The 21,838-nt window shown below is 36.6% G+C and carries 21 protein-coding genes, 1 tRNA gene and 1 pseudogene; 18 read left to right on the forward strand and 5 right to left on the reverse strand.

Annotated elements, in window-relative coordinates; all coding sequences use genetic code 11:
* Positions 1-2: 2 nt before the first annotated feature.
* Positions 3-179, reverse strand: a complete 177-nt coding sequence (locus tag J7E66_RS12995) for an aspartyl-phosphate phosphatase Spo0E family protein (RefSeq protein ID WP_098932905.1) — start codon at positions 177-179, stop codon at positions 3-5.
* A gap of 276 nt (positions 180-455) precedes the next feature.
* Here J7E66_RS12995 and J7E66_RS13000 point away from each other — a divergent pair, with 276 nt between their 5' ends.
* Both J7E66_RS13000 and J7E66_RS13005 read left to right on the forward strand, forming a co-directional pair.
* Complete coding sequence (locus tag J7E66_RS13000; protein ID WP_168242909.1) at positions 456-1,163, forward strand: cytochrome c biogenesis CcdA family protein; 708 nt, start codon at positions 456-458, stop codon at positions 1,161-1,163.
* A 197-nt stretch (positions 1,164-1,360) separates the two neighbouring features.
* Positions 1,361-1,840, forward strand: a complete 480-nt coding sequence (locus J7E66_RS13005) for a CcdC family protein (protein ID WP_215000561.1) — start codon at positions 1,361-1,363, stop codon at positions 1,838-1,840.
* Positions 1,841-2,242: 402 nt separating this feature from the next.
* Here J7E66_RS13005 and J7E66_RS13010 read toward each other — a convergent pair whose 3' ends face one another.
* Positions 2,243-2,668: a DUF2621 domain-containing protein gene (locus J7E66_RS13010; RefSeq protein ID WP_098932902.1), complete on the reverse strand. Its 426-nt coding sequence runs from the start codon at positions 2,666-2,668 to the stop codon at positions 2,243-2,245.
* Positions 2,669-2,991: 323 nt separating this feature from the next.
* Here J7E66_RS13010 and J7E66_RS13015 point away from each other — a divergent pair.
* The 10 genes from J7E66_RS13015 to J7E66_RS13060 all read left to right on the forward strand — a co-directional run bounded on the left by J7E66_RS13015 (position 2,992) and on the right by J7E66_RS13060 (position 13,892).
* Positions 2,992-3,088, forward strand: a tRNA-Sec gene (locus tag J7E66_RS13015).
* Positions 3,089-3,598: 510 nt separating this feature from the next.
* Complete coding sequence (locus J7E66_RS13020) at positions 3,599-5,314, forward strand: sensor histidine kinase (RefSeq protein ID WP_215000562.1); 1,716 nt, start codon at positions 3,599-3,601, stop codon at positions 5,312-5,314.
* Positions 5,315-5,343: 29 nt separating this feature from the next.
* Entirely contained in the window at positions 5,344-6,957 is a 1,614-nt protein-coding gene (locus J7E66_RS13025) for a response regulator transcription factor (protein ID WP_215000564.1), read from the forward strand.
* Positions 6,958-7,085: 128 nt separating this feature from the next.
* Positions 7,086-8,579 (forward strand): ABC transporter substrate-binding protein, encoded by a 1,494-nt coding sequence (locus J7E66_RS13030; protein ID WP_215000566.1) that lies wholly within the window; start codon positions 7,086-7,088, stop codon positions 8,577-8,579.
* A 285-nt stretch (positions 8,580-8,864) separates the two neighbouring features.
* Positions 8,865-9,770, forward strand: a complete 906-nt coding sequence (locus tag J7E66_RS13035) for an ABC transporter permease (protein ID WP_374103847.1) — start codon at positions 8,865-8,867, stop codon at positions 9,768-9,770.
* Between the two features lie 17 nt (positions 9,771-9,787).
* Complete coding sequence (locus J7E66_RS13040) at positions 9,788-10,675, forward strand: carbohydrate ABC transporter permease (RefSeq protein ID WP_215000568.1); 888 nt, start codon at positions 9,788-9,790, stop codon at positions 10,673-10,675.
* Positions 10,676-10,763: 88 nt separating this feature from the next.
* Complete coding sequence (locus J7E66_RS13045) at positions 10,764-11,375, forward strand: YesL family protein (protein ID WP_215000570.1); 612 nt, start codon at positions 10,764-10,766, stop codon at positions 11,373-11,375.
* Positions 11,376-11,559: 184 nt separating this feature from the next.
* A complete protein-coding gene (locus tag J7E66_RS13050) occupies positions 11,560-11,715 on the forward strand; it encodes a hypothetical protein (RefSeq protein ID WP_215000573.1) in 156 nt (51 codons plus the stop codon).
* 79 nt (positions 11,716-11,794) lie between these two features.
* Entirely contained in the window at positions 11,795-13,612 is a 1,818-nt protein-coding gene (gene uidA, locus J7E66_RS13055) for a beta-glucuronidase (protein ID WP_215000575.1), read from the forward strand.
* Between the two features lie 85 nt (positions 13,613-13,697).
* Positions 13,698-13,892 (forward strand): hypothetical protein, encoded by a 195-nt coding sequence (locus J7E66_RS13060; protein WP_215000577.1) that lies wholly within the window; start codon positions 13,698-13,700, stop codon positions 13,890-13,892.
* Between the two features lie 11 nt (positions 13,893-13,903).
* Here the strand turns inward: J7E66_RS13060 and J7E66_RS13065 are convergent, their stop codons facing one another.
* Positions 13,904-14,080 (reverse strand): hypothetical protein, encoded by a 177-nt coding sequence (locus J7E66_RS13065; RefSeq protein WP_215000579.1) that lies wholly within the window; start codon positions 14,078-14,080, stop codon positions 13,904-13,906.
* 170 nt (positions 14,081-14,250) lie between these two features.
* Here J7E66_RS13065 and J7E66_RS13070 point away from each other — a divergent pair.
* The 5 genes and pseudogenes from J7E66_RS13070 to J7E66_RS13090 form a co-directional block, all read left to right on the forward strand.
* A pseudogene (locus tag J7E66_RS13070) lies at positions 14,251-14,469 on the forward strand (PLP-dependent aminotransferase family protein); the annotation flags it as partial.
* 249 nt (positions 14,470-14,718) lie between these two features.
* Positions 14,719-14,910 (forward strand): hypothetical protein, encoded by a 192-nt coding sequence (locus tag J7E66_RS13075; protein WP_215000581.1) that lies wholly within the window; start codon positions 14,719-14,721, stop codon positions 14,908-14,910.
* Positions 14,911-15,148: 238 nt separating this feature from the next.
* Positions 15,149-16,351, forward strand: coding sequence for an aminotransferase-like domain-containing protein (locus tag J7E66_RS13080; RefSeq protein ID WP_215000583.1), 1,203 nt, complete (start codon positions 15,149-15,151; stop codon positions 16,349-16,351).
* A gap of 102 nt (positions 16,352-16,453) precedes the next feature.
* On the forward strand, positions 16,454-17,266 hold the full coding sequence (locus tag J7E66_RS13085) for a VOC family protein (RefSeq protein WP_215000586.1): 813 nt from the start codon (positions 16,454-16,456) through the stop codon (positions 17,264-17,266).
* 273 nt (positions 17,267-17,539) lie between these two features.
* Positions 17,540-17,728 (forward strand): hypothetical protein, encoded by a 189-nt coding sequence (locus J7E66_RS13090; protein WP_215000588.1) that lies wholly within the window; start codon positions 17,540-17,542, stop codon positions 17,726-17,728.
* A 331-nt stretch (positions 17,729-18,059) separates the two neighbouring features.
* On the opposite strand, the gene J7E66_RS13095 is transcribed toward J7E66_RS13090, so the two are convergent.
* Entirely contained in the window at positions 18,060-18,326 is a 267-nt protein-coding gene (locus J7E66_RS13095; protein ID WP_215000590.1) for a replicative helicase loader/inhibitor, read from the reverse strand.
* Entirely contained in the window at positions 18,316-19,032 is a 717-nt protein-coding gene (locus J7E66_RS13100; RefSeq protein WP_215000592.1) for a conserved phage C-terminal domain-containing protein, read from the reverse strand. The genes J7E66_RS13095 and J7E66_RS13100 overlap by 11 nt, the downstream gene beginning before the upstream one ends.
* Before the next feature lie 550 nt (positions 19,033-19,582).
* Between J7E66_RS13100 and katG the strand changes: the two genes are divergently transcribed.
* Positions 19,583-21,784 (forward strand): catalase/peroxidase HPI, encoded by a 2,202-nt coding sequence (katG, locus tag J7E66_RS13105; protein WP_215000594.1) that lies wholly within the window; start codon positions 19,583-19,585, stop codon positions 21,782-21,784.
* Positions 21,785-21,838 lie beyond the last annotated feature (54 nt).

Below are 21,838 nucleotides of genomic sequence, written 5' to 3' on the forward strand. Positions count from 1 at the left end.
TTTTAACTAGCTGATGAAGGCATCTTGTTTATATATACTCTATGATATTCATTTAAGAGATGATCAAGTTCCTGGCTGTAGCGAATTGCAACGGAGGATGTCAAGCCGTTGGTGATGGCGACTTGAATTAATTCAGCTCGTTTTTTTTCAATTAATGTAACTAAATCATTTTTTGTCACGGCCGATGTCCTTTCCGGAGTAACTCCTAAATTATGGTGCAAATAGACTACTAATATATCAAAATGACATTGATTTTTCTAGTATAACCTATGATGTAAATTTTTTCAAAGACATTTGTAAATAAATATCCAACGAATTTATGCATATATTTTATGGAAGAGGCATTTCAGTGGAACAAAAAAAGGCGGCGACACAAAATATTCAAGTTAACCATTATCATTTATATCAAACATTTGTTAGAATATAAACGTATCGACTATAGTGGGAGTGTTATTATGTCAGATGTAAATATATTTTTAGCCTTAGGGGCAGGATTTTTAAGCTTTATTTCTCCTTGTTGTTTACCACTTTATCCTGCATTTCTCTCGTACATCACAGGTATGTCTGTTGGGGAGCTAAAAAGTGAAAACGCCATGCTTCAAAAGCGGAGTCTACTCCACACATTATTTTTCCTTTTAGGCTTTTCGATTATTTTTATTGCGATTGGATTTGGAACTTCGTTTCTAGGAAGCTTTTTCTTACAGTATAAAGACCTTATTCGTCAACTAGGCGGAATTTTTATTGTTTTCTTTGGTTTAGTGATCGTTGGGATTTTAAATCCGAAGTTTATGATGAAGGATCGCCGAATTGAATTTAAAAATCGTCCTTCAGGTTATTTTGGTTCTGTTTTAATTGGGATGGCATTTGCCGCGGGTTGGACGCCTTGTACAGGTCCGATTCTTTCGTTTGTTATTTCCCTAGCAGCCACAAATCCAGGTTCAGGTATGATGTATATGATTGCCTATTGTCTAGGCTTTGCCATACCATTCTTTATTCTTTCGTTCTTCCTTGGGCGCATGACTTGGATTAAGAAGAACAGCGGTAAAATTGTAAAAATTGGCGGTTACATAATGATTGTAATGGGGGTTGTCCTATTCTTTGACTGGATGACTAAAATCATTACTATTTTTTCAGGAATGTTTGGTGGCTTTACGGGGTTCTAATGTAAACACGGAAATGATAAATATATAAAAATATTATATTTTTTGAAAGGGAACTTCCTTAGGAGGTTTTTTCCTTTTTTTGTATCGATCACCTGTGTGTTAGAATTGGGAACATTTTATCATGAGTTAATTTTTTTCAAATGAATTTATTTGCGATATAATGGGTTAGTAAATAAATTAGATAAGGAATGAATCTAATGAACATAGTTCTTGCTTCTTCAATTGGAGCGGTATTTATGGGCACCCTGGCCTTGGTAGTCCGGATGAAAGCCGCAAAGAAACCCACGAATGCTCGTAAAATAATTCTACCTCCATTTTTCATGTCGAGTGGGGCTTTAATGTATATGGATCCGCAATTTAGACTAACTGGAGCAGAAATGATCGAGGCAGCGATTGTGGGGATGCTATTCTCTATCTTACTCATTAAAACTTCTAAGTTTGAAATCCGCGATAACGATATTTATCTAAAGCGATCTAAGGCATTTTTCTTTATTTTGATTGGTCTATTAGTTGTTCGCCTTGTTATGAAGTCCGTTCTAAGTGCAACCATTGATTTTGGAGAATTAAGCGGCATGTTCTTCTTCCTTGCCTATTGTATGATTGTCCCATGGCGGATTGCGATGTATATGGACTACAAAAAGTTGTTTAGACGACTTCATGGTGATAAGCAATTATAATTAAGTGAGAGACTGGTCCTTTATTGGGATCAGTTTTTCTTTTTAGGATTTGTTGGATAATGTTATTGAATTGTGGAGGGAATAGTTTGATAGGGACCGGGGTATTGGCTATAGAATTCAGGGGAAATTAATGAAAAGTGTCTTCAATAAGGGCTATTGACGACAAAAGGCAGGAAAAAACAGTGAAAAGTGTCGCCAATAAGGCCTATTGGCGACAAAATTTAAGGAAAAACAATGAGATGTGTCTCCAATAAAAGTTATTGGCGACAGAAATCAGAAAAAAGATGTGGAAAGAGTCGCCAATAAGGGCTGTTGACGACAAAAGTTAGGAAAAAACTATGAAAAATGTATCCAATGGAATCCGTTGATGACAAAATAAAAAACCATCTATTAGCTAGACGGTTAAAATAGATGCTCAAAAGGAGCAACATCAATTCTATTTTCAAAAAGCTTTTTTCGTAAAAATTTATGATCCCTTTTTGGTGTGGCTTGAATATAGCCACGAATGACGAGGTCTTGAGTAATTTTTGATGCCTTTTCTCGAAGGGCGATTTCGCCAATTTTTCCGGCAATCTTATGTCTGGCAACATCACGGAATAATTCGGGAACAGGGCTTACTAAATCCTCTAGGAGTTCTTTCTCCTCGGGCCCCCACAAGTGCCGCGATTCATTTACATAATGTTCTTCCCAATCCATAACTGATTTGCCATCTTCTTTCGGCATCTTCTTCAAAAACTTTCGGAACATAAAAAATCCACCAATGGCAAATGATCCAACTAGGAAAAATACCCAGAACAGGATAAACCATAGAAACCAACCATGAAGCATATCTATTCACCTACAAGATAACTATTTTTCTTATTATTATAGTCTGTTTTTATGAATTAAGACAAGTATTGGACAAAATTGAATGAAATTATACTTAAGATTTTAATCAAGAATCTAATCATAGTGAATGCGCGAAACAGGTAATGGTTCTGTAGTTTCCTGATGAAAAGCTTGTCGAAAAAATGACAAGTACGCTGATTCTATTGATTATCACCATATTCCATAGTAATATAATAACAATAGATAGGGAAGCGAAGTAATTTGTTTCTTTCGCCAAATGACTGTGTTACTGTAGTCCAAACATCTTGATATTTTCCATCCATGGGGCTGAATGGGGTACTGGTGTCCTCCACAGTCTTCAAAACTGCTTGAGACCTGCGTGCCAGGTCTGGTGGGTTCGATTCCCACGCAGTCCCGCCAACAATTAATTCTCATCACCACAGTCTTTTGCTCATTTTGAACGAATCTGTGTGAAACAGAAAATATGATATTGTGTGCGTTAAGAGCCTTCAAATTATAAATTTGGAGGTTTTTTGTTTGAGAAAAGGTATTCGAGAACATGGAAGGGATTACCCTATTCAGCTAAAAAAGTCGGAAATTTGATAAAAGAAGTCGTTTTTACAGTAGGAAAGGGCTTTCAGTTATTTTATAGTAATTAAACAGGTGTTTAGATAACTTTAAAAGGGAGGAAAAAGTAAAGAAAAAGTTAGAACGAGAAATTTATATTTTTAACCCTTCTGATTAATTCCCTTACTAAGATAGGAAGGGTTATTATTTTTAATCTTCACTAATACTTTCATGAATCTCTTTTTTAAAAAATACCTTCCAATTATTGTTGATTCATTATTTTTATATTTTCGCAATCTTTTTACAACGATAATGTATAATAGAAAATTATATTAATAAAGTTGTAAATCAGGAGGAACACATATGAAACCGCTTAAACCAATTTTTAATTCATTAATGTTTAAGCTCTTTTTGACTATTTTCCTCATAATCGGTCCATTAATTATCTTTCATATTATTAATAATTATTATGCTAATGAAGTAATTCGAAGCCAAGTGGCTCAATCTAACAAAAATATGCTGAATATTTATATGGATCAAATCGATAAGAGTTTGGAAGGTGTTGGAAATTATATATTTCAACTTTCCGCGAATACCGATTTATATTTCCTTCAATATCATGAAAACTTTGATCTTAACGACTACGAAGAGGCAAAAATAAGATTGTTTAATTCTATCAATAATCAATCTTATTTTTATACAGCAATTGACTCTATTTTTCTTTATTCATCATCCTATAAAGATTTCCTATATACTCAGAAAAATGATGAAGATTTTACAGACCACATGAATGCGACGGATGAAATTCATGAATTGCTTGAGAAAAAACCCGAAAATCTTCTTGAAGGCAAATGGAACTTATGGAAGGGAAAGAAAAATTATTATTTACTATACTATTTAAATATAGATGGAGTCTACGTAGGGGCTTGGGTAAATGTGAACAATTTGATTAAGCCTTTTAAGTATATTGATTTTGGAGAAACAGGTAGAGCCCTGCTTGCAACTTCCGAATTGCAGCCGATCACCAATAAAAAATTTATAGAAGATGAAAAAATAGACTTAACATTGAAGGGAAATAAGTTTGCAGTGTCTGGGGAAAATGACCGCTTTATGGTCATGAAGGAAAAATCATCAAGTGGTGATTTTTATCTTTTAGCATTGATACCAGAAAGTGAAATTTTAGAGAAACTTCCTTTTTTACAAAGAATTTCATCGGTTATTTCTTTTGGAGCTGTTTTGTTCTTATTTCTATTTATCTTTATCATGAGAAAGGTTTTTCTTCAACCAATAAATCGTATTGTTTCAGCCATGAAAAAGCTTCGCGAGGGTGATATGGAAGTACGGCTTCCTCTGAACCATAATTCTACGGAGTTTGAAGTGATGAATGGGTCCTTCAACCATATGATATCGGAGATAAAAGACTTAAAAATCAATGTTTACGAAGAAAAGTTAAATTTACAAAGGGCGGAACTAAAGCATTTACAATTACAAATTAACCCGCACTTTTTCCTTAACTCATTAAATATTATTTATAATCTTGCAACAGTTAAAGATTTTGCCATCATTCAAGAAATGTCCAAATGCCTAGCCAATTACTTTCGGTTTATGTTTCGTAGTAATTCGTATTTCGTTAGCTTAGAAGAAGAATTAAATCATACGGAGAATTATATAAAGATTCAACAACTTAGATTTCCAGAAGCTATCAATTATGATGTGGAAGCATCTTCAGAATTGATGAAATGCAATATACCGCCTTTGGTCATTCAAACGATTGTTGAAAATTCTATTAAACATGCTTTTAATATGGATGAACCGATTGAAATTAAAATAACTGTTAAAAAAGACAATGAAGACCCCGGTTTTATGGAAATTAAAATCCAGGATACTGGTGAAGGATTCCCTGAAGAGGTTTTATGGAGTTTAGAAAATGACGAATCACTTACAAACCAGAATGGGGAACGAATTGGACTTTGGAATGTTAAGCGACGGTTGAATTTGTTATATGAAGGGTATGCTCATATACACTTTTCAAACGAACAAGGAAAAGGTGCAACAGTCCGCATGAAGGTACCGATATAAAAATTCCAATAAAGGAAAGGGGTATGATGATGAATCAATTTCATGTACTTATCGTTGACGATGAAATTCATTCAATTAGAGGCGTTCAGGCGGGTGTTGATTGGAAAAAGCACCATATCTCAACTGTTTATACAGCCAATAACATGAGGCAGGCACAAGAGGTGTTTTTAAATAATAGGGTGGATCTTTTGCTTTGTGATATTGAAATGCCTAAAGGATCGGGAATTGACCTTTTAAAATGGGTCAGGGAACATTACCCAAGTACGGAAGCGATTTTTTTAACCTGTCATTCAGATTTCGGATATGCAAAGCAAGCATTGCAGTTGAAAAGTCTCAACTATTTACTCAAACCAGTCGATTATCAAGAGCTGGAAGGTGTTATTCACAATGCCTTGGAAAAAATTAAAAAGGATCAGGATACAAAACTGGTGGAGGAGTCTTACCATCAATTGAAGAAATCGCACCAATCTGTCATGAAGGAACGATTCTGGTTAGATCTCATTCACCAAGTTGTCCCTTCTACCATTGACAAGATTAATGAGCATAAGAAGTACCATCATTTATCGTATACGGAGTACACAACTTTTTTGCCCATTTTATTTCATGTTCAACGTTGGAAAAAGGAACTGTCGGTCCATGAAGAAAAATTAAGGGAGAATGGCCTTCAGAATGCAGTAAATGAAGAAATTGCCAAATCCAATATGGATGCCCATGTGGTAAATTTGGGAACTGGTTATATTTTGGTCATTTTGCCCCTAGTAAAAGCAACAAACATCGAGGAGCAAACATGTAATTTTAATGATTTTATTTCTCGATTTGCTCTATATTTCTCATGCGAACTTTGCTGTTATATTGGCAATCAGGTTCCTATCGAGGAGGTAGTAAGCATGGTTCACTTGTTGCAGGATCTTGATCGTAACAATGTAACCAAGAGTAACCAGACCATTGTGTATAATAATAAAAAAAAGGATTCATGCTCGATTCCGTTGCTACCTGTTTATTGGTCGAGTTTAATGAAAAGTGGTCCAAAGGAAAAATTGTTGGATGCAATTAATCAATATTTTAAGGATTGGAAAAAATCAGATGATGATATAACCGCACAATCACTTCATTTATTTTATCAGGATTTTTTGCAATTGGTTTTTTATGTGCTCCAAGTAAAAGGGATTCAGGCAAATCAGGTTTTTTCACAAAACTTGCTGACTGAAAAGCCTGTTAAAGTGTTGAAATCGTTAGATTTTCTACAAGATTGGGTTATTTATATTGCGGATGTAGCCATGAATCAGCTTCATGTTCCTCAAGAAAAAGGTTCTGTAGTTAACATTGTTAAACAATATATTCAAAACCATCTTGGTGAACAGAGGTTAACACGAGAAGAAATTGCAAATTATGTTTATCTCAATCCTGACTACTTAACAAGACTTTTTAAAAAACAAACAGGAGTATCTATATCCGAATTCTTGCAACTGCAGCGTATTGAATATGCAAAAAAACTATTGGCTGGAACAAATTTACCTGTAAGTGAAGTGGCTTTATCTGCTGGATATTCGAATTTTTCCTATTTCTCTACTATTTTCAAAAAGGCAACTGAATTAAATCCAATGGAATATCGAAAAATGGAACTCTCCATAGATAAGTCGTAATAACAAAAATAAAATGTCGTTTTTTTAGTAAGTGTATTTCTACCCATCCTCTATACTAAAACTAGATAGTTGATAACGCTTTCAATAAGAGTTTTCAACAGATCAAAAAGAATAAGGGGGAAAGAAAGTTGAAGAGTATTAAATCATTTACAAAGTTTTTAATGATTATTATGTCTGTGCTTTTGGTTTTGGCTGGGTGCAGTTCCAAGGAAAGTAGTACAAGTAAAAAGGACGGAACTAGCTCCAAAAATAAGCCATATGAAATTACAATGGCTTATTTAACATTAAATACCAAAATAGATGAACTTCCATTGGTTCAAGAAGAAATTAATAAAATTACTAAAAAGAAGATTAATGCTACGGTAAAATTAGTCCCAATAAGTGGAGCTGCATGGCAACAGCAACAAAATTTAATGTTAACAAGCAACGAAAAGTTGGATTTAATCATGTCTTCATCATTCTATGGCTACAATACACAAGCAGCAAAAGGTCAATACCTTCCATTAGATGATTTGCTCCAATCACATGGTCAAGGAATTTTTAAAGTGGTTCCTAAACATCTTATAGAAGGTAATAAAGTTAACGGGGAAATATACGGTATTCCAAGTATAAGAGACTGGGGTTCTTATTATGGCTTTGCTATGAGAAAGGATTTAGTCGACAAATATAAGATTGATCTTTCTCAAATCAAAACATTTACGGACTTGGAAGATGTCTTTAAAATGGTCAAAGAAAAAGAACCAACATTAACACCAGTAGTCAACACTTCAATGGGAACATCGGTTGCCACCGCAGTTACTGCTGGAAAATTTGATGTGCTAGGGGACAACCTTGGAGTGGTGTCATTTAAAAATAAGAAAATTGTAAATATGTTTAAAGACCCGCAATATGTAGAAGCTGTTAAATTAGCACGAAAGTGGTTCCAAGCGGGTTACATCATTAAGGATTCAGCCACATCAAAAGAATCTGCCGCCAATCTTGTAAAAGCAAATAAAGGATTTGGCTATTTCGCTAAAATGAAGCCAGGTTTTGATGTCCAGGAGAAGGGAATAACTGGCTATGAAATGGTTTCGGTAAAATTAACGGATGTTTATTCGTACACAGATGCAGCCACGGGCTTCAACATGTCTATTGCGAGAAACAGTCAAAATCCTGAAAAAGCGATGGAATTTATCAATTTACTATATACTGATAAAGACATTATGAATTTACTAGATCTTGGCGTGGAAGGTAAACATTATGTGAAAAATTCGGATGGAACCATTAAATTGCCTGACGGCGTTAAGGAATCAAAATATGCATTTAACCAGTGGGAAATTGGAAATAACTTCTTGACCCTTCCTTGGGAAGGAAACCCTGCAAATTACTGGGATTTAATGAAAGAACATAACGATTCAGCTATTTTTTCTCCAGCATTTGGCTTTACGTTCAATCCAGATCCAGTAAAAACTGAAATTGCTGCATCGACAAACGTATTAAATCAGTACAAGCTAGGGCTTGAATCAGGTACTCTAAATCCGGAGAAAAGTTTGCCGGAATTTAATAGTAAGCTTAAAGCATCAGGTCTGGGGAAAATTATTGCGGAAAAACAAAAACAATTTGACAAGTGGAAAGAGAAGTAAGATGAGAAAAGAGAGCTAGTGGTGCTAGCTCTCTTTTTTTCACTGGTTTGTCTGTCTTGAGATGGATTTCACGTTCCAAATAGTCGGATAAACGAAAATAAGAAGTCGTATTATGGATAGTTTCAATAGACCTAGTTTAATAAAATAATATTATAGCAAGAAATGAAAGTTGTTTGTAAGCGGAAACACTTTAATCAGCAAGGGGGAAAAAGGATGTCAGAAGTGACAGTAAAGAAAATGAAAGCAAGCATCCAGGCGATACCAGCTAAAAAGGTAAATAACAGGATGATCAAGTTTAAAAGATTTTTACCTCTTTTTATCATGATGGTACCTGGGTTAATTTATTTGCTGATAAACAATTATTTACCGATGTTCGGATTGGTCATTGCTTTTAAGGATGTTAACTATGCGAAAGGAATCTTCGCAAGTGATTGGATAGGCTTTAAAAACTTTGAGTACCTATTTAGTTCAAGAGATGCCTTTGTTATTACCCGAAATACCATTCTCTATAATGGAGGATTTATTATCTTAAATACGATACTGGCGATTGGAATAGCCATAATGCTCAATGAAATTAAAAATAAGCTCGCGAAAAGCTTTTATCAAAGTGTTATTCTATTGCCATTCTTGATCTCGATGGTTATTGTCAGTTATCTGGGATTTGCCTTTTTAAGTGAAGATGTGGGTTATCTGAATAAAACGATTCTGCCTTTACTTGGGCTGGATGGAGTTTCATGGTATAACGAAGCAAAATATTGGCCCTATATATTAACCTTCATCAATTTATGGAAGGGTGTCGGATTCCTATGTGTCATTTATTTGGCGGCTATAATCGGGATCGACCAGGAGTACTATGAAGCAGCCACTTTAGATGGGGCGAATAAATGGCATCAAATTATTCATATTACCATTCCATCGATTATGCCAGTCATTATCATGATGACATTACTGTCAATAGGACGAATTTTCTACTCTGATTTTGGTTTGTTTTATCAAGTACCAATGAACTCAGGGGCAATCTACGATACCACGAATGTTATTGACACTTATGTTTACCGAGGTTTAATGCAGCTTGGGGATATCGGGATGTCCGCTGCAGCCGGCCTATATCAATCCATCGTTGGATTTGTACTGGTCCTGATATCCAATTATCTCGTCCGCAGAAAAAGTAAAGACAATGCATTATTTTAAGCAGGAGGTAAGGAAGAATGTATAAATCTGATCGAATAACACAATGGGTTTCCCATATCTTTTTAATCGTACTTGCAGCAGGCAGCATTATTCCCTTTATCATTCTTTTATCTTCTTCTCTAACAGGTGAAAAGGTCATTTTGAAGGATGGTTATTCCTTTTTCCCTAGGGAATTTAGCTTTGCAGCTTATGAGTATTTGTTAAATAATTCTTCAAGTATTTTAAGGGCCTACGGTATTACAATTTTCGTAACTGTATTTGGAACGGTTGTTAGTTTGGGTATAACTGCGTTTTTGGCATATGCACTTTCACGCCGAGATTTACCTTACAGAAATGTTTTTGCTTTCTTTGTATTCTTTACCTTATTATTCAACGGTGGACTTGTACCAACCTATCTGGTTTATACACAAATCTTTGATTTGAAAAATACGATTTGGGCATTAATTGTACCTGGTCTGCTTATGAATGGTTTTAACGTATTATTAATGAGAACATTTTTTATAACTTCCATTCCAGAGCCTGTGATTGAATCAGCACGGATGGATGGTGCAGGTGAATTCAGGACCTTTTTCTCCATAGTCCTGCCTTTATCACTGCCTATTTTGGCAACGATTGGATTACTTCAAACCATTCATTATTGGAATGACTGGTTTAACGGTCTCATTTATATTACCGACCCACAACTATTCAGTATCCAAAACATTTTAAACAGGATGCTTGCGGATATTCAGTTTTTAGCGACCAGTGATTTGGGTTCAAACGCCAGTCAGGCAGCTTCGGAAATTCCTTCAACAGGTGTACGGATGGCGATTGCTGTTGTAGGGGTATTACCGATTTTAATTGCGTATCCATTTTTCCAAAAATACCTTGTAAAAGGAATTGCATTAGGTTCTGTAAAAGGATGAGATATTTGTCTAAGAGTAGCCCTATCTTAGGGCTATTTTCCTTAATATGATTGAGTCATTGCAGCGATAAAGGAAGGAGTTATCCTTAATGGAAGGTTTTATGAAGGGCATTCATCGTGTTTCCGAGTGGGGTATGAGATTAATGTATGTAAACGTGCTTTGGATTGTCTTCACGTTTCTTGGTCTAATTGTTCTAGGTTTTTTTCCTGCAACAGCAGCGATGTTCGCCGTTGTCCGAAAGTGGGTAATGAAGCAGGATATTGATGTATTTAAAACGTTTTGGACGGTTTATAAAAGTGAATTTCTAAAAAGTAATGGTGTCGGTTTAATTCTGATCGCGTTAGGAGGTTTCCTATACTCTAATATAAAGATAATAGAAGCCATATCGTTACCAATATTCAAATTACTTTATATTCCCAATGTTATTTTGATTTTTATTTTCTTCTTTACCTTATTTTATATTTTTCCCGTCCTTGTACATTTTCATGTGGGGGTAAAAGGAGTCATTAAAAATGCGGTTATCCTAATGACGACCAATCCAATGGCAACCTTTATAATGGCTGTGTTTACAGGGATTTTCTTTTTTATAACATTTAAGTTTCCTGGATTAATTCCTTTTTTTAGTGGAAGTGTCCCTGCATTTTTACTTATGTCTTTATGCAATTATACATTCAAAAAATATCATCAAAAGTCGGATTAATGAAAATAGGTAGTCGTAATTCGAATAGTGGAAACAATGCGAGTGTTTTAAAATGAAATTAAAAGGCAGTTAACTTAGAACAAAAGTAATATTATCCGTCATATCAAATTATGAAAGCGTTAAACATTTACTAGGGAGGATACTATGAAAAGAAATATCAGACAATTAATTGAAAAAATGACACTTGAAGACCGAAGACTCGGATTCGTTTGAAATGTTTCAGGCGATGATGAAATTTATGCATTTACGGGCAATGGTTGCTTTCAATCCGGAAAAATTTACTGATGATATGTTAAATGATCTCCTAAATAAACTGAATGAAGTATTAGATAATGTTTAAGAAGATTTAATCATACGAAACTATTAATTTACTATCAAATTTACTAAAAGATCTATGATTATAAAAAAGGAGAATGAAGATGTTATATCCTATCGTAACTGAAACACGCAGTATCACTGATTTAAACGGGATATGGAATTTTAAGCTTGATTCGGGAAATGGTTTTCAGGAAAACTGGCAAAATTCCAAATTGACCGATGCATTCAGCATGGCTGTTCCATCCTCTTTTAATGATATTGGTGTAAATGCAAGTATACGTGATCATGTTGGCTGGGTTTGGTATGAACGGGAGTTTTCTGTTCCGTCCAAACTGCAATCTGAGCGTGTGGTTTTGCGGTTCGGTTCGGCCACTCATCTAGCTAAGGTGTATGTCAATGGAGAGCTTGTTGTCGAGCATAAAGGTGGCTTCTTACCGTTTGAGGCAGAATTAAATAAGTTTTTACAAAAAGGGAAAAATCGATTAACTGTTGCAGTCAACAATATTGTTGATTACTCAACTTTACCGGTTGGCACAGTAATTGAGAAGGATATTCCTGGTGTTGGCAAAGTAAAACGTAACCAGCCAAATTTTGACTTTTTCAACTACGCCGGTTTGCACCGTCCAGTGAAAATTTATACTACACCGACTATTTATGTTAAGGATGTAACGATTGTAACGGATATAGATGGACAAGTTCACTATTCAATTGAAGGAGCAGGCACAGTACAAGTAAAAGTAAAGGCCATTGACGAATATGGAATCGTAGTAGGTGAGGCAGAAGGAGTTACTGGCACCATCAACATTCCAAATGTAAGGCTGTGGGAGCCATTAAATGCCTATTTGTACACACTCCAGGTAGAGCTAGAAAAAGATGGGGAATCCGTTGATATTTATGAACAGCCATTTGGTGTTAGAACAGTTGCTGTCGAAGATGGAAAGTTCCTTATTAATAATAAGCCATTTTATTTCAAAGGCTTTGGCAAGCACGAAGATACATCGATTCATGGTAGAGGCTTTGATGAAGCCGCTAACGTAATGGATTTCAATCTGATGAAATGGATTGGAGCAAATTCATTCCGTACAGCCCATTACCCATATTCAGAAGAAATTATGCGCCTAGCTGACCGCGAAGGTTTTGTCATCATTGATGAAGTGCCTGCCGTTGGTTTGCACTTGAACATGTTGGTTGTCTTTTTGGGTGGACCCAAACGGGATACCTGGAAGGAGCTTAAAACCTTCGAACATCATCAGCAGGTGATCAAGGAACTAATCAATCGTGATAAAAACCATCCTTCTGTCGTATTGTGGAATATAGCCAATGAAGCTGCAACTGAAGAAGAGGGAGCATATGAATACTTTAAGCCGCTAGTCGAGCTGGCAAAAGAACTTGACCCGCAAAAACGTCCTGTTACTATTGTTACTGAAATTCAATCTTCACCTGAAAACGATCAAATAGCGGAATTACTGGATATCCTTGCCTTTAACCGATACTACGGCTGGTATGTGGATGGCGGTGATTTAGTGTCAGCTAAAGAAAGGCTTCGTGCTGAGTTTAATAGCTGGCTTAAAAGGTGCCCGAACAAACCATTTATGATGACTGAGTATGGTGCTGATACGGTAGCAGGATTACACGATGTAGAACCTGTCATGTTTACGGAAGAATATCAAGCAGCGTTTTATAGAGCAAACCATGAAGTGTTTGATGAATTTGATCATTTCGTTGGTGAACAGGTATGGAACTTTGCTGATTTTGCAACGGGCCAAGGAATTGTTCGGGTTCAAGGAAACAAAAAAGGCATTTTTACTCGCGACCGGAAACCAAAATATGCTGCACATGAGCTGAGAAAACGTTGGACAGAAATACCTGATTTTAACTATAAAGGGATAAAACCAAGCCTATCATATGCTTATAAATAGTTGTTTAATATAAATATTTTGTTTGAATAGTGGTTAGCTTTATGGAATTTGTGTTGCTGCTTATCTTAAGAAGATAAATAAAAGTTTGGACTTAAGTAAAATTATTAAGCATGAGTTGATCTCTAGGGCAGAATTAGCAAATATCACAAAACTAACAAAGGCAACGATTTCTTCACAGGAAGCGGAGTTATTTACCAATTACGTCACCTTCACGGGTGGCGTTTTTATTTGTACAAAAATTAAAGAAAGCCCTATGTTCAAGGGCCCAATTGTCGTGTAAAGTATCGATAATTAATTCTTAAAGTTTTCCTCAATTTTATGAATATACACGACACCGCTCGTTACAACTGAACCATTTGTTTCACCGCAATGGGGGCAATTTATATACTCACGCTCCTTGCCTCCAGGGACATTCATTTCCGTAACTTGGAAATAAAACTCTTTTTCACATTTTTTGCAGTTCAACAAAAGACATCCCTCCGTGTACTTTTATTAGTAACTCAAAGTATATATTCGCCAAGTTGTAAGCGTTTTCCTCCTTAATATTATTTATTTGACGGAATTATAAAGGACATTATGAATATACCTACTGGGGGTATATAATAAAAGGAGCACGGTATATTGCGAATAGGGTACGTATCTTTCGTTGGTTACTATTACCGGGCAAAATCACAGGTACGGAATTTGAAAGGGTAGCTGCACAAAATGGGGTACAAGTGTATGCGGCGGAACGATTTGTGGTTGGAAATAGTTGTCCAGAGCGGGCTGTAAGAGTTTCGATCTGTGCTCCACAATCACTCGAAGAGCTTGAGCAAGGATTGATAATCCTTAAACGTTTACTAAAAGAACATACATAATATTATTTGCCATACAATTAATATTGTATGGCTTTTTTGTGTTTTTTGGGTCTTCCTCTTCTCGTGCACTGATTGCAAGCATGATAAAACGAACAAAGACAATTCGAGCCTTGCTTTTTATCAAGAAGCTAAACTTGTGAAGGGGGACAGAGTGTTTTTTCCTGGCAAGGTTCGTCGAGGTGTTAACATTATCTGTTTACCATATAAAAAATAAAGTGAAATGCACAAAGTAATGAGGAGGAAAATGAAATGAGTAAAAAAATACACGTACAGTCCTACGAGAAAGAAGACTTGAAGAGAGGTCTGTCAAGTCGTCATATCCAGATGATAGCCATAGGGGGCTCAATTGGAACTGGTCTCTTCTATGGTTCTTCCTGGGCCATTAGCAGAGGGGGACCGGCAGTTCTGCTGACATATTTACTTGTTATTGGAAGTCTATAATAATGGTTATTTTAGCATAGATTATGGGAAGGAAATTGTTTGCCATGCAATTATAATATTGTACGGTTTTTTGATGCGTGTTAAAATGTTTTAAATCTAGTTGTAGAGTAATCAGAGTAAGGTCTAATAAAAATTAACTGAAAATTCAGGGTATTTCAGAGCATAGGTGGCTATTAAACTTTTTAAAATAATAGTTTAATGTAATCCATTACTAAAAATAAAAAAGGAATGATTATAAATGGAAAATAAATTTGCTGATAGAACTAATTTAGTAAAACCTTCTGAGACTCGTGAAATATTAAAAGTAACAGAAAGACCAGAAGTTATCTCTTTTGCGGGAGGCCTGCCAGCTCCAGAGTTGTTTCCTGTAGAAGCTCTTAAGAATGCATGCAATGCTGTATTGAATGAAGAAGGTGCAGCTTCTCTTCAATATAGTACGACTGAAGGATTTATTCCTTTAAGAGCAGCTATTAGTCAAAGGATGAAAGTTATTGGGATCGACTCTACTATTGAAAATGTTCTTATCACATCAGGGTCCCAGCAAGCAATCGACCTTACTGGAAGGATATTTATCAATGAGGGGGATACGATTATTTGTGAAAGCCCTACCTATCTTGCAGCCATTAATGCATTCAAGTCATACAATCCCAAATTTGTTGAAGTAGCTATGGATGATGATGGTATGGATATGGATCAGCTAGAGAAAACGCTGCAAGAGCATCCTAACACGAAATTTATCTATACGATTCCAGATTTCCAAAACCCTACAGGTCGCACATTAAAGCTAGAAAGACGAAAGAGAATAATAGAGCTCGCTAATCAATATGATGTACTGATTGTAGAGGATAATCCCTATGGAGCGATCAGATTTGCTGGAGAAGCACTCCCGCCTGTGAAATATTTTGACACTGAGGGTAGAGTAATTTATATCAGCACCTTTTCTAAGATTTTTACTCCCGGTCTTCGACTTGGGTGGATTTGTGCAGACGAATCTTTCATTGAAAAGTACGTTGCTTTTAAGCAAACAGCTGACTTACATACTGACAGCTTTGCTCAAAGAATTACAGCTAAGTATTTGGAACTTTACGATATCGATAAGCACATTAATAAAATCAAATCTGTTTATAAAGAAAGATGCACAGTCATGTTATCTTGCATTGAAGAATTTTTCCCAAAGAATTTGTCTTACAGTAAACCAGAAGGTGGATTATTTATTTGGGTTGAGTTTCCTGAGGCTGTTGATTCTAGGGAATTATTCGCTGAATGTTTGGCAAATAATGTTGCGTTTGTTCCTGGTACCCCATTCTTTCCGAATGGAACAAAGAATAATGCTTTACGTTTAAATTACTCGAATATGCCTAAAGAGAAAATTAGGGAAGGTATGAAGCGTATGGGAGAAGTGCTACATCGTGAATTAGAAAAAGAAACAATTCTTTTATGATTCAGAGGTCACAGTCTGACCGAGGAAGACACATAGAAGAAATTTATCCCGTTCCAAGGATAAATTGTAATGTTTATTTTATTCTTAGAAAGGAGTACTATAATGCAATTTTTCTTTGATCACCTTGTTTGGTTCTTTAAGAAACCAGAGAAAGCAATTTCACCGTTAAAACAAAGAGGACTTCATGCGGTGAAGGGGGGCCGTCATGAATCTTGGGGAACATATAATACCCTAACCTATTTTGGCTTAAGTTATATTGAATTTTTAGGAATTGAAAATTTATCAATAGCTGAAAAACATGGTGAAAATCGATTGATTACGCAAATCGTTGAACAGCTAGCAAAAGAAAGTCGGGAAGGTCCTGCGAAAGTAGCGATCCAAACAAATCAAATTGAAGAACTAGCAATAAAACTTAAAGCAGAAGGACTTACAGTATATGGGCCGCTTACTGGGGAGAGAGTTCGTGCAGATGGTCAGGTAATCAGGTGGTCATTGTTATTCCCTGAATACGCGGAAAACAAGGTTCCTTTACCATTTTTTATTGAATGGGAAAAATCAGATGAAGAAAGGTATTCGGAATTAGAGGAACAAAGACTCATAGGGTCACACATATTAGGTCAGCCAAAATTGGAAAGTGTTGGTTTCGTCGTAAATAATTTGGATAAAACATTAGAAATTTGGAGGAAATTGTTTTGCCTTAAACAAGGCGAGGAGTATATCGATACGGAAATCAATGCACGTTGTAGAATTTTAAAATTGAACAGAACTAATTTATTATTTTTTACACCAATTGGAGATGGTCCGGCTGCTAAGGTATTAAAAGAAAAAGGGGAGACTCCTTTTTTAGTGAACCTTACTGACACAAATCAAAGTCACTTTTTTGGAATGTTGGATGGTTATTGGAGGTTCCAGTAATATATTAAAACCATTATATAATAAATTACAGATTGAGATTGAATATGCTCCTTTTATATTGGCTTGCAAAATACCCGATACGGTTCACCGTAACGTATCTAAATCGATTTGGTGGGGAAGAGTAAGAGTCTCTTCACACATCCTAACTATTATGTTTTAAGTGATTCCCTGAAATTCTCGGACCTGATGAAGGATAGCAGAGTTGAATAAGACGACATAAAAAAGATGATTTCATCATATTTATCATTAATGAGAGGTTAAAGAGGTGAATACATGTTACGCAATGTTGGCAGAAGACTCATCTGGTTTTTAATCGGAAGTACGATTTTTGCTACATTTATCGGATTTACCCTGTTTAAGGCTGGCCTCATATCATTTCCAGGTATTCCTAAATCCCAAAGTGCAATGAATAATAAACATCCTAATCGAAATAGAAGAGTTGGTAGAATTCGAGTTACTTAGAGATATGATATCGTTAGCTTCAATAGTGTGTGTCTATGTAGTATTTCCTTGTAGTATAAAATGCTGCACATTTTTCTTACTGTAACATTATTTCGGAAAAAACAAGTCAAACATTCGAAGACTGCCAGATTTTTAAAGTTCATAAGAGGTTTGGGCTTCTTGCATCGCAATGTGCGAAAAGCCCAAACCTTTAATATATTTGTATCTTTACTCCTGTGATACAAAAACGTGAGTAAGAAAGTAATAGGCACAGTTATTTGGAAAGCCTTCAAAACCGTATCTATGCTCGTTGTTCTTCCCGTGGTTTTGGTTTTTCCGTAGCCTAGTCTTCTTAAGGTGCTTCCCCGGCAGTCAAATCCAAAACGAATTCATTAGGGATGCAGCGTGACCCCCCAGTTGAACTCTGAAGCAAATCACAAATCTTTGGTGGATGCGGCGATTGAGCCACAAATTCCAATAGATTCTTGTGCACTTTTTCATACGAATATTTTTGCAAGACCATATGCCAGCCATCCAGCTTCTTTTGATCGAAATGAAACTTTTCATAATAGACTTCAATTAGTTCCATTAAATTATAAATCTCTTTTTTATTCATCAAAGTTAAAATCCTCCTCAGACATTCTCTTCTTTCTTTCCTGTTGATTGAGATAAGATTCAAATTTTGTTCCAAACAACGTCTCCGGCCTTAGAAACTTATTCCAAGCAGGATCAGACTTCCATTCAGCTGTCTTTAAATCAATGACTCTTTTAAATTCCTCAAAGGTAAAACCTTCTTTATATCTCGCATGAATCATTTCCCTCGTTTTAATAGAACCTGGTTTAAAGTTCTTTCCTGTTATCTCATTCAAATAGTTGATAATTTCAGCATATGGTATCTCCTTTTTTACGGAAGAACTGACAGTTGTTACCTTCGTATTATTAGCCTCTTCCTCCGGTGCATTCTCCTCAACAGGCTTAGCTGGACGTTCCAAAATGCTATCCTCTAGCTCTTTCACTTTTTCATAGTCAATGCTGTACCATTTTGTCTTATCCATTTTCATCTCATTCCAGTTATTTGATAGAAGTAATCCCATCATCTCCAACGAGCGAATCGTCCGCTTAATCGTACTCACTGACCAAAATGGTAGCTGCTTCTGCCATTCCTCATACGTGTTATACACCCAGGTTCTCTCCTCAATAACATGTTTGCTGATTCCAAGCCAATAATGAATTTGCTGCAGCACCACTGCCTCATTTACACCAATTTTAGCTGCCAAACTAGGAATAATCATCAATGGACTTTCAGTTATTAACAACCTGCTCATCTGAATCTCTCCTTAGCACTTTTCATGAAGGAACCTTGAAACGGTCATAGGACGCCAACAACCAACCGATTGGTCCTTTCAAGTGTTATATATAGAAAAAAATGCAAAAAGGACATACTATATATAAATATTTTTGCTTTGATGGAAATGAAAGGGGTCATATTATTTTTTTCTCTGAAGTAATCTATTGAAGTAATCTATGGTATTGCTCGGGTCAACGCGAGTATCTCTTTGTGTCAATCTGCACCTTTCAAAACGTCAGGATGAGCGAATCAACTTGTTCATTTTGCCCTGATGTAAAACTCAGGAAAGTGGTATTCTTTTTTGAGATTACTGAACACAAGAAAATACAAGGCGGTAAAAACTTGATATAATAGCATTACCGGAAAATATTACAAATTTGTGATAACATTGGTTTTTTTTTCATTTTTAAGTAATAGTTTAGTAGAATTGAAACATAATAATTAATACTACCAGTTTGTAAGCTTCTTACTACAAGAGACATAATTATTTGCTGCTTAATTCACAAGAACCGGGAGGAGAAAAACGTATGGATGCTAATATTGGAAAGTGCCCGTTTCACGGCGGCGCTGCTAGTAACAATTCTAGGGGTACATCTAATCGAGACTGGTGGCCAAACCAGTTGAACTTGAACATTCTCCATCAGCATGACAGAAAATCTAACCCTATGGGAGAAGACTTTGATTATGCAGAAGAATTTAAAAAGTTAGACTACTATGCCCTTAAACAGGATCTTCGCGATTTAATGACAAACAGTCAAGATTGGTGGCCAGCTGATTATGGACATTATGGTCCATTCTTTATCCGTATGGCTTGGCACTCCGCAGGTACATATCGTACTGGAGACGGCCGTGGTGGTGGTGGTACTGGCACACAGCGTTTTGCTCCACTTAACAGTTGGCCTGACAACGGTAACCTCGATAAAGCTCGTCGACTACTTTGGCCGATTAAGCAAAAGTATGGCAACAAGATTTCTTGGGCTGACTTATTTATTCTTACAGGTAATGTCGCTATTGAATCAATGGGTGGAAAGACATTTGGTTTTGGTGGAGGACGCGCAGATGTTTGGCATCCAGAAGAAGACATTTACTGGGGTACTGAATCAGAATGGTTAGGTGATAAGCGTTACACAGGTGATCGTGAGCTTGAGAACCCACTTGCAGCCGTTCAGATGGGCCTTATCTATGTTAACCCAGAAGGTCCAAATGGTAATCCAGATCCGATTGCAAGTGGTCGTGACATACGCGAAACCTTTGCACGTATGGGAATGAACGATGAAGAAACAGTAGCATTAATAGCCGGCGGCCATACTTTTGGTAAGGCACATGGTGCAGGAGATGCTGCTCATGTTGGTCCAGAACCGGAAGCTGCTCCAACTGAAGCACAGGGCTTAGGTTGGTTAAGCACACACGGCAGCGGTAAAGGGCGTGACACCATCACGAGCGGTATTGAAGGTGCTTGGACTGCTAATCCAACACAGTGGGATAATGGTTACTTTGATTTATTATTTGGATATCAATGGTGGCTTTCAAAGAGTCCTGCTGGTGCATATCAGTGGCTTGCTGTAAATCCTGATGAGAAGGATCTTGCACCGGATGCAGAAGATCCATCCGTTCGTGTTCCGACTATGATGACTACCGCTGATATGGCATTGCGATATGATCCAGAATACGAAAAGATATCTCGTCGTTTCCATAAGAATCCAGAAGAGTTTGCTGATGCATTTGCTCGTGCATGGTTTAAACTAACACACCGTGACATGGGGCCTCGTTCAAGATATCTAGGCCCAGAAGTTCCAAAAGAATTACTTATCTGGCAAGATCCTATACCGGCTGTTGAGTATGAGTTAACAGATACAGAAGTTGAAAAGATCAAAGTTATGATCCTGGACTCAGGACTTACTATCAACGAACTAGTCACAACTGCATGGGCCTCAGCAAGTACCTACCGCGGCTCAGATATGCGTGGCGGTGCTAATGGTGCTCGTATCCGTCTTGCTCCACAGAAGGATTGGGAAGTAAATCAGCCTGAACAACTTACAAAAATACTTACTGTACTAGAAAGCATTCAAAGTCATCTAGGAAAGAAAGTAAGCATGGCTGACTTGATTGTACTTGGTGGTAGTGCTGCAATAGAAAAAGCTGCAAAAGATGCAGGCTTTGATGTATCTGTTCCTTTCGCTCCAGGACGTGGCGATGCAACCCAAGAGCAAACTGAATTAGAAAGTTTTGCAGTGCTAGAACCTATCGCTGATGGTTTCCGCAACTATCAGAAGGACCAGTATCGTGTAAGTTCGGCAGAGATGCTAGTTGACAAGGCACAACTTCTAGGCCTTTCTGCACCAGAAATGACTGCTCTTATTGGCGGTATGCGTGTTTTGGGTACTAACTACGGTGGCACCAATCATGGGGTTTTCACTGATCGTGTAGGGACACTTACTAACGACTTTTTTGTTAACTTACTTGACATGGGGGTAGCGTGGACGCCTGTTGGCGGTGACGTATTTGAAGGACGTGATCGGAAGACAGGAGTAGTAGTACGTACAGCAACTAGTGTTGACCTAGTGTTTGGTTCAAACTCCGTTCTACGTGCCATAGCAGAAGTTTATGCTCAAGATGATAACAAGGAGAAGTTTGTGCGTGATTTTATAGCCGCCTGGGTCAAGGTTATGAATGCTGATCGTTTCGACCTTAGGTTGAAGAAAGCTCAACTATTAGGCTTTTCAAAGTAACAAAGCCCGGGACTTTACGTAAAGGAAGAAGTAGCAAAGGTAAATAACAGAAAT

This window comes from Bacillus sp. ISL-7 (assembly GCF_018613065.1).

What these genes read in the sequence shown, in the direction of transcription:
- J7E66_RS13000 (WP_168242909.1), top strand. Translation starts at nt 456, where the DNA reads ATGTCAGATGTAAATATATTTTTAGCCTTAGGGGCAGGATTTTTAAGC.
- J7E66_RS13005 (WP_215000561.1), top strand. Translation starts at nt 1,361, where the DNA reads ATGAACATAGTTCTTGCTTCTTCAATTGGAGCGGTATTTATGGGCACC.
- J7E66_RS13010 (WP_098932902.1), bottom strand. Translation starts at nt 2,668, where the DNA reads ATGCTTCATGGTTGGTTTCTATGGTTTATCCTGTTCTGGGTATTTTTC.
- J7E66_RS13020 (WP_215000562.1), top strand. Translation starts at nt 3,599, where the DNA reads ATGAAACCGCTTAAACCAATTTTTAATTCATTAATGTTTAAGCTCTTT.
- J7E66_RS13025 (WP_215000564.1), top strand. Translation starts at nt 5,344, where the DNA reads ATGAATCAATTTCATGTACTTATCGTTGACGATGAAATTCATTCAATT.
- J7E66_RS13035 (WP_374103847.1), top strand. Translation starts at nt 8,865, where the DNA reads ATGATCAAGTTTAAAAGATTTTTACCTCTTTTTATCATGATGGTACCT.
- J7E66_RS13040 (WP_215000568.1), top strand. Translation starts at nt 9,788, where the DNA reads ATGTATAAATCTGATCGAATAACACAATGGGTTTCCCATATCTTTTTA.
- J7E66_RS13045 (WP_215000570.1), top strand. Translation starts at nt 10,764, where the DNA reads ATGGAAGGTTTTATGAAGGGCATTCATCGTGTTTCCGAGTGGGGTATG.
- uidA (WP_215000575.1), top strand. Translation starts at nt 11,795, where the DNA reads ATGTTATATCCTATCGTAACTGAAACACGCAGTATCACTGATTTAAAC.
- J7E66_RS13075 (WP_215000581.1), top strand. Translation starts at nt 14,719, where the DNA reads ATGAGTAAAAAAATACACGTACAGTCCTACGAGAAAGAAGACTTGAAG.
- J7E66_RS13080 (WP_215000583.1), top strand. Translation starts at nt 15,149, where the DNA reads ATGGAAAATAAATTTGCTGATAGAACTAATTTAGTAAAACCTTCTGAG.
- J7E66_RS13085 (WP_215000586.1), top strand. Translation starts at nt 16,454, where the DNA reads ATGCAATTTTTCTTTGATCACCTTGTTTGGTTCTTTAAGAAACCAGAG.
- J7E66_RS13090 (WP_215000588.1), top strand. Translation starts at nt 17,540, where the DNA reads ATGTTACGCAATGTTGGCAGAAGACTCATCTGGTTTTTAATCGGAAGT.
- J7E66_RS13100 (WP_215000592.1), bottom strand. Translation starts at nt 19,032, where the DNA reads ATGAGCAGGTTGTTAATAACTGAAAGTCCATTGATGATTATTCCTAGT.
- katG (WP_215000594.1), top strand. Translation starts at nt 19,583, where the DNA reads ATGGATGCTAATATTGGAAAGTGCCCGTTTCACGGCGGCGCTGCTAGT.